This window comes from Kordiimonas sp. UBA4487 (assembly GCF_002389025.1).
Taxonomy (GTDB): Bacteria; Pseudomonadota; Alphaproteobacteria; order Sphingomonadales; family Kordiimonadaceae; genus Kordiimonas; species Kordiimonas lacus.
The window spans coordinates 382,682-394,817 of record NZ_DGNR01000011.1 but is presented as its reverse complement, the minus strand read 5'-3'; the positions used below and the strand labels follow the sequence as shown (position 1 = coordinate 394,817).

Sequence of the window (12,136 nt, the reverse complement as noted above, 5' to 3'; positions counted from 1 at the left end):
CATGTGGACCCGGCTTTATGCGCTGATCAAGAAGGAACTGTGGGCCAATATCCAGGACCGGCAAACCCGTTTCCTGCTACTCGTGGCGCCGCCGTTCCTGTTGCTCATCTATGCTTTCGCGCTGACGCAAGAGGTTAAGAATGTGTCGCTTGCGGTTTTCAATCAGGATCAGGGCATTGAATCCCGCGAACTGGTGTCGCGCTTTGTTGGGGCACCGACCTTCACGAAGATTACCTACCTGGAAAGCGACAGCGACATCGGTGAAGTTATCGAAAGCCAGGCGGCATTGATGGTCCTTCACATCCAGCCTGACTTTTCCAAACGGCTCGCACGGGGTGAGACAGCAAATGTGCAGATCATTCTGGATGGCCGTCGGTCGAACGTTGCGCAGATTCTGGCGGGCTATGCCGGGGAAATTGTTGCCACTTTCAATGCGGAGGTGGAGGCGCGAGCGCCGAGGAACGGGAACCCGCCCAGCGAGATTGTCTCCCGAACCTACTTCAACCCGAATTTCGACTCCATCTGGTCGGGCACGCCGGGGCTGTTTGCGGGGCTTATTGCCACGGTGGGCTTTATGGTGTCGGCTTTTTCGGTCGCGCGGGAGCGCGAGCTGGGCAGTTTCGAGCAGTTGCTGGTATCGCCGCTGCGGCCGTTTGAGATTTTGGTTGGGAAGACCATTCCCGCGCTGATCATCGCCATGACAAGCGCGCTTGCGATGCTGATCTTGAGTATCCTCGTTTTGGGCGTGCCGTTCGAAGGTTCGGTGCTTTTGCTTTTTGCCGCCATGACGCTTTATCTCGCGGCCATCATCGGTATCGGGCTGTTCATCTCATCGCTCGCCTCCACGCAGCAGCAGGCGATCATCGGCATTTTCATGTATATGGTGCCTGCCGTTCTGTTGTCCGGCTATGCGACGCCTGTGGAAAACATGCCCGACTGGCTGCAAACCGTGGCGCAAACCAATCCGGTGACGCATTTTATCGCGATCTGCCGAGGTGTTTTCCTGAAAGCGGTGCCGGCAGGTGATGTGGTTGGCCATATGTGGCCGATGCTGGGCATCGCCTTTGTCACCTTGTCGGCCGGTGCCTGGATGTTCCGGCGCAAGCTCTCCTGATGCCAATGCGGTGTGCCAGGGCGACACACCGCATAAAGGAGAGGGACCAGCCGATCAGTGGTTATGATCGTGCTCTTTTTTCTTCTCGGCTTCCTGTTTCATGTCGTCTTTGTCCATGCCCTTTTTCATCCCTTTATCCATGGGCATCATCGACATGCACTCTTCCATTTGCATCATCATGTTGTTGCGGATTTTGGCTGGGTCGGTCTCATGATCCATTTCCATTTTCTCGGTCATGCAGGCCTTCATATGCTTGCGCATCATATCCCGCATCATCATGCCGTCTTTCATCATCATATGGCCTGTCTTGTCTTTGTGACCCTCCTTATGATCATCGTCGTGGGCATAGACGGGCATCGTGAGCGACAAGCCGATAGCGGCAGTTGCCAATGTGGTGACGATGGATTTGCTTTTCATGAAAACCTCCTGAGGATTGATTGTGGTCTGTATGGAAATTCCAAATGCTGGGATTGATGCGGCAGAGGATCAGGCGCCTGTCAGCTTCGGGAAAAAGCGTGGTGTGTGCTCGGCGTACCGTGAGAAGGTGTCGCCGAAATCCTTTTCCGCTTGATGTTCCTCCGCGATCGACAGCCGCCAATAGACAACAAGCAGGATAGGGAACATCGCGAGCGTCAGGATGGTGGGCCACTGCAGGAGGAACCCGAACATGATCAGGACAAATGCAACATATTGCGGGTGGCGCATGCGGGCGTAGGGGCCGCTCGTTGCCAGCGTTCCTGTTTTTTGAGCTCGATAGAGGACGTTCCAAGCGGCTGCCAGAAGCCAGAAGCCGCCAGCGATGAAGACCATACTCAGAATATGGAATGGCCCGAAGTGGGGGTTGGCTTTCCAGCCGAACATCATCTCCAGCAGGTGGCCGGAATCGTGCGCGAACCAGTCCACATTGGGAAATTGACTTTGCAACCATCCCGACAGGAAATAGATGGTCAGTGGCACGCCATACATCTCAGTAAAAAGGGCGACTATGAAAGCGCTGAAAACGCCGAAGGAACGCCAGTCAGTTTTCGTCTTTGGTTTTGTGAAGCTGAAAGCAAAGAAGATGAAAATGGCCGAGTTCAGGATCACAAGGCTCCACAAGCCATAGGACGATGAATGATCCATGGTGCCTTACTCCTCATCCTTGTGGTCATGGTGGGAATGGCCCCCATGCATGAACAGATGCATTCCTACGCAAAGCAGCAACAACAGCAGTAACGGTGCATTGCCACCGAGTGTTATATGAGCCCTATGTTCATAAACTAACATCAAACCAGCGATTGCTAGGAACACGATGAACACGAAACCGATCCGTGTTTTAAAGAAGCCTGGAGAATTTTTCATGGTCGCCCTCCGAAAGGTTTGGCACGAGCTTAGGGCTTCCAGTTACAGGAAGGTCAAGGCAGGAATTCTTCAGGCGCATTATATTTTCAGAGGGTCAAAAAAATACAGAAAGCCTATTGACCTTGCCCTTACTAGAAGCTTTAGGCTTCCGGCGAATCTACAGTTGATCAGGAGTTTCGCCCATGTGTGAGCACCACGACCATCACCACCATGCCAGCAATGGCAAACCTGCAGTCCATGACCCTGTTTGCGGCATGTCAGTCGACCCGTCGACAAGCGAGCGCAAGGTCAGCCATGCTGGGCATGACTATTATTTCTGCAGCGACAATTGCAAAGCAAATTTCGAAGCAGATCCTGATACATATGCAACAGCCAAAGACCCTGTTTGCGGCATGACTGTGGACCGGGGTGCAGCGACCCATATCCAGAAGCATGAGGGCATTAGCTACTATTTCTGTTCGGAAAAGTGCGAGCAGAAGTTCGTAGCCGACCCTGCCCAATATCTTGGCGACAGACCGGACCCAGAGACGATGCCGGAAGGCACGATATATACTTGCCCAATGCATCCTGAAATCCAACAGGTGGGGCCGGGAACCTGCCCAATTTGCGGTATGGCGCTCGAGCCCATGGGTGTGCCCACGGGAGACGAAGGCCCAAATCCGGAGCTGGTGGATTTCAAACGCCGTTTCTGGTTTGGGGCAATTTTCACGGTACCGCTTCTGGTGCTATCCATGGGCCCCTATGTCGGCCTTGGTGGCATTCGTGAAATCTTTGGCGAACGTCTGACGCTGTGGATTGAGTTAGCCCTTGGTACCCCCGTGATCTTGTGGGCCGGTTGGCCTTTCTTTGTTCGTGGGGTTCAATCAGTTGTTACCGGTAACCTCAATATGTTCACACTGATCGGATTGGGGACCGGTGCGGCCTATCTTTTCAGCGTTGTCGCGGTGCTGGCGCCCGGCATTTTCCCGGACGGGTTCCGAGATCAGGAAGGCCATGTGGGTGTCTATTTCGAAGCGGGCGCCGTGATTGTGACCCTCGTTCTGCTTGGTCAAGTTATGGAGCTGGGCGCCCGGGAACGCACCGGCGCTGCCATTAAGGCGCTTCTGGACCTGGCGGCCAAGACGGCGCAGGTGATCCGTGAAGACGGGAGGGAAGAAGAAATCCCACTTGAAGATGTTGTGGTTGGCGACCGCCTGCGCGTGCGACCGGGCGACAAGATCCCGGTGGATGGTATCGTGCAGGAAGGGCGGTCGTCCGTTGACGAATCGATGATTTCCGGCGAACCGGTACCGGTTGAAAAGGTTGAGGGCGACAAGCTCACAGGCGCCACCATCAACGGCACAGGCAGCCTGATCATGACGGCGAAGCGGGTGGGCAAGGACACCATGCTGTCGCAGATTGTCGAGATGGTGGCGAATGCGCAAAGGAGCCGGGCGCCGATTCAGAAACTGGCAGACTCTGTCGCGGGCAAGTTTGTGCCGGTGGTAATTCTTATTGCCGTGCTCGCCTTTATCGCATGGGCTGTTTGGGGTCCAGCACCCTCGTTGTCATATGGCTTGGTCGCGGCTGTCGCTGTACTCATCATTGCATGTCCATGTGCGCTCGGCTTGGCAACACCGATGTCAATTATGACAGCTACCGGCCGGGGCGCACAGGCGGGCGTATTGATCAAGAATGCAGAAGCGCTTGAGCGCTTCGCCAAGGTTGACACTCTGATTGTCGACAAGACTGGTACGCTGACCGTGGGCAAGCCCAAGTTGGTAGCTGTGCTGCCACAGGAAGGATATGGCGAAGACGATGTACTTCGCTTTGCTGCAAGCCTTGAGCGCGGGTCCGAGCACCCGCTGGCGGAAGCCATTGTCTCCGGCGCGGAAGAGCGTGGCCTGAAGCTTGTGGCTGCCGACGATTTTGAAGCGGTGACAGGCAAGGGCGTGAAAGGCGTGATCGAGGGGACATCTGTCGCACTGGGGAATGCCAAACTTCTTGACGAATTGGGGCTGGATGGTGGGGCCTTGGCCGATATCGCCAATGCCCGCCGCGATGAAGGCGAGACAGTCATGTTTGTTGTGCTCGAAGGCAAGATCGCGGGGCTTGTGTCAGTGGCTGACCCGGTGAAAGAGACCACGCCGGCTGCTCTTAAGGCACTGCATACAGAAGGCCTGACAGTTATTATGGCCACGGGTGATAATGTACGCACGGGCCGGGCCGTTGCTGCAAGGCTCGGGATCGACGATATCCGCGCGGACGTGTTGCCCGAGGACAAGGCACGGATCATTCGGGAGCTGCAGGAAAAAGGCCACCGAGTTGCCATGGCGGGAGACGGTGTCAATGACGCACCGGCGCTCGCGCAGGCGGATGTGGGCATTGCTATGGGTACCGGTGCCGATGTGGCGATTGAAAGTGCGGGCTTCACCCTTGTGAAAGGGGACCTGACCGGCATCGTCAGAGCCCGGCGCCTCGCCCGAGCTACGATGCGCAATATCAAGCAGAACTTGTTCTTTGCGCTTGTCTATAACGCCGCTGGTGTGCCGATTGCGGCAGGTGTCCTGTATCCCTGGTTCGGTATCCTCATCTCGCCCATGTTTGCGGCCGCGGCCATGAGCCTGAGTTCTGTTTCGGTGATCAGCAATTCGCTACGCCTTAAGTCGATCCGGCTCTAGGAGTGAAATGACATGGCACAGCTTACAATTGGGAAACTAGCCGATGCGACCGGCGTTGGCATTGAAACAATACGGTATTATGAGCGGTGCCACGTCCTTCCCACGCCTGAGCGAACCAGCGCCGGATACCGGGTGTATGGATCGGAAAATGTCAGGCAGCTTAAGTTTGTGAAGGAAGCGCAGTCCCTGGGTTTTACCCTCAAGGAAATCAGAGAGCTGTTGGAACTGTCTGCAAGCCCTGAGGCTGATTGCGCCACTGTGAACAAGATAGCAAGAGCCAAGATTGCACAGATTGATGGCAAACTGGCTCTTCTCAGCAAGATCAAACAGAATTTGGAAGTGTTGGCTGAGTATTGCCCTGGCAATGAACAGCCGCTCCAGGACTGTAGCATCATCAATCATTTGTACGGTGGCTAACCAATACCAGTTTTCATACTAAAGCTCGTTTTGAGTAGGAATAAACTTTGAAAAAGCAGCAACTTCATAAATTTCTAGCAAAAACCCATAAGTGGATCGGTCTGGTTCTTGGTCTTCAGGTTCTGGCTTGGACGGTGGGTGGCGTCGTCATGAGCTGGATACCGATCGATACGGTGAGGGGTACGCATAATGTCGAAGAGCATGCACCTGTAGCGCTGCCAAATGTCGAGGGACTGTTGCCCTTGGGGAGCCTTGCCAGCCAAGAAAAAGGTCAAATTCAGCAAGCAACATATAAGACCTTATTGGGGCGCCCGGTCGTCCGGTTGGTGCATATGGGTGGTGAAGTGACACTGGTGGATGCTGGATCCGGCGAGCTGCTGTCACCCATTGATGAGCAGGTGGCACGCCAGATCGCCGACGCCGATTTCAAGCCAGACGTGCCGATAGCGTCCAGCACGCTTCTGGATGCGCATACGATTGACTATCGCGGGCCGCTTCCAGTGTGGCAGGTCATGTTCGCCGATGAAGACACCACATCAATTTATGTGTCTCCTGCCGAGGGGCTTGTGCTCGCCAGGCGTTCGGCCACTTGGCGCCTGTATGATTTTTTCTGGATGCTACACATCATGGATTATGACGAACGCGAAAATTTCAACAATCCGTTGATCATGACTTTTGCGTTCAGTGCATCGCTGTTCACACTGTCGGGTTTGGGCCTCGTGTTTTTCCGCTTCTACCGGCGGGATTTTAACTGGCTCCTCGGACGGAGGCGGCGGCTTTAGGTGCTTGCCGGGCGGCTGCTGGAAAGGATGCTGGCTTTGGAAAAGACAATGAAGATATCGGATTTTTCGGCCTACTCAGGTGTACCGAGTGAGACAATCCGGTACTATGAAAGGCGCGGGCTTCTTCCGTCACCTGCGAGAAAGCCCTCCAACTATCGAATGTATAGCAAGGAAGATGCTGCGCGAGTTCGTTTCTTGCACAATCTTCAATCCTTGGGGTTGTCGCTTAGTCAATTGGTCACTTTGCTTTCTATCTGTGATGAAGAAAAGCCGTTGAGTGTGGACGATGAATCCTTTGTCCAAGAGATAGTTGAAGACCTTGAGGTGCGGCGGGCTTTGTCAGATCGACTGAGAATAACGTTGTGCGCATTGATGACTGGTGAGAAGAGACCGCATATTGCGGAGAAAATGTTCGGGCACGGATACGCTCCGTAGGCAGCAGCTGACGCGCCTGTGTCACTGTTTCAGTTGGAGTGCTTGAGACCAAAGGCTAAAGGGAAAGGAACGTCGAAATGAAACTCAATGTAACCGCTTTGGCAAATGCGGCTGCCGCAACGGCAGCCATTCTATGGATTGTCTGCAGCCTCTTCGTCGTCTTGCTGCCCGGCATGATGATGTCCATGACAGGGCATATGGTCCATCTGGAAATGCAAGCCTACAGCTGGGTTGTCACGTTGTATGGTTTTGCGTTTGGGCTAGTAATCTGGGTGGTATTGGCTTGGACAACGGGGTGGCTATTTGGCACCTTTTACAACAGGTTTAGGGATGGCGCTTGAGGTTGCGAGTCAGGTCTTTGGAAAGGAACTTAGAGGGTCGGATATGTACGCGGATAAGATGGACTAATGTATACATAGCCATGACTTTCAGAGTGCCAGCTAGAGAGAAAAAGCAGCCTGCCGCTGGTTTGGCTGACACTATGATAATGTGGAAATTGCTGCGAGGCTCATGTTCGGCTCGCCGGTGGTTCTGGCTGACGGATGGCATATGGGTACTCACGCTGCCGCATTCGGGAGCACTAAAAGACCCATATCACTATGAAAGTTGGTGTCAGCCACCGGATTGTGAATGTACATGAATGCCAGTAGATTGAACTGCGCTGACATTGGCTGTTGCAGTTCTCGGACATAGGTATTGGGGCGCGTTAGCAACTGTGAATATTCCCTCATGCGTGGCCATGACTGAAAACCATGGCCACGTAGTTCAGGGTTTAGTTTATGTAATTTCGACTGACTGCGCAATTTCGGTCACATAGATCCAGCCTGCCGTTTTCTGGCCGGTTCGACCCTGACGGCAGATGATATCTATCGCGCTATCCAATTGGTGATCATCACACACCAGTTCCAGCTTGATCTCAGACAGCACCTTGTCGCCGATTTCGACAGAATAGTGCTGTTCCTTATCATCAAGCGCCTTGAGGAGACCAAGAACATCGACCACCGAGATATACTTATATCCCGACTGTTTCAGTTCATGGACCACATCTGAAATCCGGTTCCGGTGAATAAAGGCTTTGATCTCTTTCATGATTGCACCTCATCGATTGAAGGGAGTGGTTTTGTCTTGCCGCCACGGCTTTCCATCCAGTCATAAATGACCGGCAACAACACAAGCGTGAGCAGCGTAGATGTGATCAAACCGCCGACGACAACGGTAGCAAGGGGTCGCTGCGTTTCCGCGCCAACACCGCTTGAAAGTAGCATCGGCACGAGCCCCAGGATTGCAACGCTGGCGGTCATCAATACAGGCCTGAGCCTGAGCTCTGTGCCTCGCCTGACAGCTTCCTGTACTGTCATTCCTTTGGCCCGCAGTTCATTAATGAAGCTTACGAGCACAATACCGTTCAACATGGCCACACCGAACACAGCGATAAAGCCGATGGCTGAGGGCACGGACACATATTGGCCTGTGATAAAGAGCCCGATCAGCCCGCCTGCTGTCGCGAACGGTACGTTGGCGATGATCAGCGTGGCAAAGCGCACGGAATTGAAGGCTGTATAGAGAAGCACAAAGATGAAGAAGATCGTCAGCGGCACAATCACCGACAAACGGGCAAGTGCCCGCTGCTGGTTCTCAAAGGCACCGCCCCATTCAATCCAGTAGCCAGGAGGCATCTCAACCTGCTCGCCGATCACTCGATTGGCTTCCTGCACGAAACCGTCTACATCACGTCCGCGTACATCCATCTGGATGACAGCATAGCGCTGCAACTGTTCGCGCCTAACGAAGCTATAGCCCTCGGCGACACTGACGTCTGCTACATCAGAAAGCGAGATGATGGCGCCCGACGATGTCCTGACAGGTATAGCCTTGATTGCGTCCACAGACGCTTTGGAGGCATCCTGCAGGCGTGCAGTGATATCGAACCGCTTGACGCCGTCGATCAGGGTGCTGACAGGCTCATTGCCGATACCGGTACGGACAATATCGAGGATGTTATCTGCGTTCATGCCGTACCGCGCGAGAGCGGCCCTGTTCACCTGGATGCGCACCTGCGGTTTGCCGATGTTGGCCTCAAGTGACAGGTCAGCCACACCAGGCACCGCGGACACAGCTTCTTTGATCCGGGCGCTAAGCTGGTCCAGTTCGCCCAGATCTTCCCCATAGAGTTTGACGGCGAGCGTGGCCCGTACGCCGGAGATCAATTCCTCCACCCGCATCTGAATGGGCTGAGTGAAAGCAATGACTGATGTAGGAACTACTTTTTCAAGCTTCTCTCGCATGTCATCGGCCAGTTCCTCAATGGACCGATCATTGCTCCATTCATCATGGGGTTTGAGTGCGGTATAGATCTCCATATAGTTCACATCGGCGGTTTCACCTTTCTCGGCGCGGCCGATCATAGCGATGGTCGTTTCCACCTCGGGGAACTCGCCTAGCGCCAACTCAATGTCCTTCGATATCTTGATCGACTGATCGAGCGACGTGGACGGGATCGAGGTGACCCGCCACATGATCGAGCCTTCCTGCAACTGCGGCATGAACTCTTTGCCGAGGAACGGGAAGAGCGCCAGGCTACCTAAAAGAAGGGCGACCGCACCGCTGACAACGGCTTTCTTGTGTCCCAGCGCCCACTCAAGGAGTGGCAGATAACGCTTCTTGATCCAGGCGACGAGGAAGGTATCTTTTTCTTCCTTTGGCTTGAGGATCAACGCGGCCAAAACCGGGATGATTGTCAGCGTCAGCAGGAGCGACCCCGCCATGGCGAAGCTGATGTTGAAAGCCATGGGTTTGAAGAGCTTGCCTTCCAGCCCTTCGAGGCTGAAGAGCGGCAGGAACACCACGATGATGATCAGAATCGCAAACGAGATCGGGTTGGCCACCTCGCGTGCAGCTTCAAGTACTGCGGCGGAGCGGTTGACATTCTCGCCAGCTTCCCGTCGCTCTGACATAACCCGGAACGAGTTTTCCACCATCACGACGGCCCCATCCACCATCATACCAATGCCGATCGCGAGACCTGCAAGCGACATCAGATTGGCGGATAGCCCGGCATTTTCCATGAAGATGAAAGCGATCAGCATGGCGAGCGGCAAAGCCGCGATCACCACAAAGGCCGACCGGAACTCCCCAAGGAACAGAAACAGCACAATTGCCACCAGAATGGAGCCCTCAATGAGCGCGTTCTCTGCCGTCGAAACTGCTTTTTCCACGAGCTCGGTCCGGTCATAGATCGGTTTGATCACCACACCGTCCGGCAATGCCTGTTCGGCGATATCGACCTTGTCCTTGACCGCATCTACCACATTCTTGGCGTTCTCACCGATACGGGACAAAGCCATGCCAAGCACAACTTCCTTGCCGTCACGCGTGACAGCACCGAACCTGAGGGCACCTGCCTGTGAAATTGTTGCAATGTCCTTCAGGTACACAGGCGTACCATCGGCTTCCTTGACGACGATGCTGCCGAGATCCTCTTCACCGCGAACCAGCCCCAGGCCGCGCACCAGATACTGTTCCGGCCCTTGATCGATATACTGGCCGCCCACCTGCCGGTTGTTGGCCTCAATCACTTCCATCACATCACGGTAGCCAAGGCCATATTTAATCAGCTTGAGCGGATCGATCTGAACCTGATACTGGCGCTCCTGACCACCCCACGACATAACGTCATCCACACCGGGTGCAGTTCTCAGGATCAACCGGATGGTCCAGTCCTGCAAAGTACGCAGGTCCATCTCACTATCGGCGCCTGCCAGCTTCTCGTCTGCTTGTTCGACTGTGTACCAAAACACCTGACCCAGCCCTGATGTGTTGGGCCCCATCTCTGGCGTCCCGTATCCTTCCGGAATACGGTCCCCAACCTCCGCCAGGCGCTCCATAACGAGGCGGCGGACAAAATAGATGTCCATGTCATCCTCGAAATAAACCGCCACATACGAAAGACCGAAAAGGCTAACGGATCGGATCTCCTGCACGCCCGGCAAGCCTGCCATGCCGGATTCCACCGGAAACGTGAGCAGTTGCTCCACGTCTTCTGCTGCAAGGCCGGGGGATTCTGTATAGATATTCACCTGTACCGGCGTCACGTCCGGGAAGGCATCGATCGGCACGGTATTGACGGCGCGCCAGCCCATGAAGCCGACGACCAGAAACGCGATAATCACCAGAAATTTATACTGGAGCGCGCTTTCTACGAGTTTGTTCAACATATGCACCTCCTAGTGCCCGTGGCCTTCACCCATCTTGGACTTCAAGATGAGGGATTTGATAAGGAAGGCGTTCTCAATGACAATCACATCGCCGCCAAACAGGCCCGCTTTCACTTCGGTCCAGCCGCCTTTAGAGATGCCAAGATCCAACGGCATGGGGTGCAACTCGTCGCCCTCGCGCTTGAATACCACCTGCTGACCTTCAAGAAGAACGATCGCGTTATTTGGAACAGCAACAACCCGTTCGGTTTCGCCAGTCTGGATTGCCACATCAGTGAACTGGCCCGGATGGAGATTGTCTTCCTGATTATTCACCTCAATCCGAACAGACAGAGTTCGTGTCGCTTCATCGACACGGTGGTGGACTTGCACGACGGTCCCCGTCATGGATATACCGTTCTTTGTGACCCAGGCTTGAGAACCCTGTTCGACCAAGGCAGCTTTTTCAGGTGACAGCTGGGCTTCTACCCATATCCGGCTTTCATCGCTTACTTCGAACAGAAGATTGCCAGGCGCTATAATCTGCCCCACCACGAACGTGTCATGAATGATGGTGCCTTCTTGATTGGCCAACAGATCAAACACACCCGTGGCGGCAGAGACTTCATTGGCTAGCAGAGTTTTAACCTGAGCCTCTGACATGCCGTAGGCGAGCACTTTGGCTTTTGCTTGTTGTGCGGCCACCTTCGCTTCAAGAAAACGCTGTTCGGAGACAACGTCCCGCCCGAGCTTCTGGACCCGCTGCCATTCCTGTTCTGTCAGGATCAGATCCGCCTGCGCACGAGCCATCTCTACACTGGACATGGTTACGAGAGGCTGGCCCTTTTTAACCACGTCCCCCATACGGGCATGGCGTGCGATCACTTGGGCCTCGATACGGGGCGTCACCTGAATGGTTGCATATTGATTGACGGTAACTTCCCCAGGAGCCGAGACCGTCTCTGCCAATGTCCGCGGTGCGACGCGCGCGGTTACAACACCTGCATCACGTAATTCCTGATCAGACATTTTGATGATTTCTTCTTCGCCGTGCTTTTCGCCTTCTTCTTCAGCATGCCCGTCGCCGTGTTCATCCTGACTGTAAGCGAACGCAGCAAACTGCTGTGGCAGCATGCCAACAACGGCGGTGTCGATTGCCAGTGGCGAAACCAAGGCCAGCAGCGCAAATTTCAT

12 protein-coding genes are annotated in these 12,136 nt (G+C 54.5%); 6 read left to right on the top strand and 6 right to left on the bottom strand.

Features of this window, described 5'->3' with window-relative positions; genetic code table 11:
• The first annotated feature begins 1 nt into the window (after position 1).
• Positions 2-1,114: an ABC transporter permease gene (locus tag B3Z17_RS07340; protein ID WP_286829208.1), complete on the top strand. Its 1,113-nt coding sequence runs from the start codon at positions 2-4 to the stop codon at positions 1,112-1,114.
• 54 nt (positions 1,115-1,168) lie between these two features.
• Here the strand turns inward: B3Z17_RS07340 and B3Z17_RS07335 are convergent, their stop codons facing one another.
• From B3Z17_RS07335 to B3Z17_RS07325, 3 genes are all read right to left on the bottom strand, one after another.
• Entirely contained in the window at positions 1,169-1,531 is a 363-nt protein-coding gene (locus B3Z17_RS07335) for a hypothetical protein (RefSeq protein WP_286829207.1), read from the bottom strand.
• Between the two features lie 69 nt (positions 1,532-1,600).
• Positions 1,601-2,236, bottom strand: a complete 636-nt coding sequence (locus B3Z17_RS07330; protein ID WP_286829206.1) for a methyltransferase family protein — start codon at positions 2,234-2,236, stop codon at positions 1,601-1,603.
• Positions 2,237-2,242: 6 nt separating this feature from the next.
• Positions 2,243-2,455: a DUF2933 domain-containing protein gene (locus B3Z17_RS07325; RefSeq protein ID WP_286829205.1), complete on the bottom strand. Its 213-nt coding sequence runs from the start codon at positions 2,453-2,455 to the stop codon at positions 2,243-2,245.
• A gap of 182 nt (positions 2,456-2,637) precedes the next feature.
• Between B3Z17_RS07325 and B3Z17_RS07320 the strand changes: the two genes are divergently transcribed.
• From B3Z17_RS07320 to B3Z17_RS07305, 5 genes are all read left to right on the top strand, one after another.
• Positions 2,638-5,115, top strand: a complete 2,478-nt coding sequence (locus B3Z17_RS07320; protein ID WP_286829204.1) for a heavy metal translocating P-type ATPase — start codon at positions 2,638-2,640, stop codon at positions 5,113-5,115.
• Between the two features lie 12 nt (positions 5,116-5,127).
• Complete coding sequence (locus tag B3Z17_RS07315; RefSeq protein WP_286829203.1) at positions 5,128-5,532, top strand: MerR family DNA-binding protein; 405 nt, start codon at positions 5,128-5,130, stop codon at positions 5,530-5,532.
• 47 nt (positions 5,533-5,579) lie between these two features.
• The gene (locus tag B3Z17_RS07310) at positions 5,580-6,314 is read left to right on the top strand and encodes a hypothetical protein (protein ID WP_286829202.1); all 735 of its coding nucleotides are present in this window, start codon (positions 5,580-5,582) and stop codon (positions 6,312-6,314) included.
• 27 nt (positions 6,315-6,341) lie between these two features.
• A complete protein-coding gene (locus B3Z17_RS19655; RefSeq protein ID WP_414672769.1) occupies positions 6,342-6,749 on the top strand; it encodes a MerR family transcriptional regulator in 408 nt (135 codons plus the stop codon).
• 77 nt (positions 6,750-6,826) lie between these two features.
• On the top strand, positions 6,827-7,090 hold the full coding sequence (locus B3Z17_RS07305; protein WP_286829201.1) for a DUF5676 family membrane protein: 264 nt from the start codon (positions 6,827-6,829) through the stop codon (positions 7,088-7,090).
• 436 nt (positions 7,091-7,526) lie between these two features.
• On the opposite strand, the gene B3Z17_RS07300 is transcribed toward B3Z17_RS07305, so the two are convergent.
• Genes B3Z17_RS07300 through B3Z17_RS07290 form a run of 3 tightly spaced genes read right to left on the bottom strand, consistent with a single transcriptional unit; the run spans position 7,527 to position 12,136 of the window.
• Complete coding sequence (locus B3Z17_RS07300) at positions 7,527-7,838, bottom strand: P-II family nitrogen regulator (protein ID WP_286829200.1); 312 nt, start codon at positions 7,836-7,838, stop codon at positions 7,527-7,529.
• Positions 7,835-10,963, bottom strand: coding sequence for an efflux RND transporter permease subunit (locus B3Z17_RS07295; RefSeq protein WP_286829199.1), 3,129 nt, complete (start codon positions 10,961-10,963; stop codon positions 7,835-7,837). Before B3Z17_RS07295 ends, B3Z17_RS07300 begins: the two co-directional genes overlap by 4 nt.
• Before the next feature lie 9 nt (positions 10,964-10,972).
• The gene (locus B3Z17_RS07290; RefSeq protein WP_286829198.1) at positions 10,973-12,136 is read right to left on the bottom strand and encodes an efflux RND transporter periplasmic adaptor subunit; all 1,164 of its coding nucleotides are present in this window, start codon (positions 12,134-12,136) and stop codon (positions 10,973-10,975) included.

Coding starts and splice junctions, on each gene's coding strand:
- B3Z17_RS07340 (WP_286829208.1), top strand. CDS start 2: ATGTGGACCCGGCTTTATGCGCTGATCAAGAAGGAACTGTGGGCCAAT.
- B3Z17_RS07335 (WP_286829207.1), bottom strand. CDS start 1,531: ATGAAAAGCAAATCCATCGTCACCACATTGGCAACTGCCGCTATCGGC.
- B3Z17_RS07330 (WP_286829206.1), bottom strand. CDS start 2,236: ATGGATCATTCATCGTCCTATGGCTTGTGGAGCCTTGTGATCCTGAAC.
- B3Z17_RS07325 (WP_286829205.1), bottom strand. CDS start 2,455: ATGAAAAATTCTCCAGGCTTCTTTAAAACACGGATCGGTTTCGTGTTC.
- B3Z17_RS07320 (WP_286829204.1), top strand. CDS start 2,638: ATGTGTGAGCACCACGACCATCACCACCATGCCAGCAATGGCAAACCT.
- B3Z17_RS07315 (WP_286829203.1), top strand. CDS start 5,128: ATGGCACAGCTTACAATTGGGAAACTAGCCGATGCGACCGGCGTTGGC.
- B3Z17_RS19655 (WP_414672769.1), top strand. CDS start 6,342: ATGCTGGCTTTGGAAAAGACAATGAAGATATCGGATTTTTCGGCCTAC.
- B3Z17_RS07305 (WP_286829201.1), top strand. CDS start 6,827: ATGAAACTCAATGTAACCGCTTTGGCAAATGCGGCTGCCGCAACGGCA.
- B3Z17_RS07300 (WP_286829200.1), bottom strand. CDS start 7,838: ATGAAAGAGATCAAAGCCTTTATTCACCGGAACCGGATTTCAGATGTG.
- B3Z17_RS07295 (WP_286829199.1), bottom strand. CDS start 10,963: ATGTTGAACAAACTCGTAGAAAGCGCGCTCCAGTATAAATTTCTGGTG.
- B3Z17_RS07290 (WP_286829198.1), bottom strand. CDS start 12,136: ATGAAATTTGCGCTGCTGGCCTTGGTTTCGCCACTGGCAATCGACACC.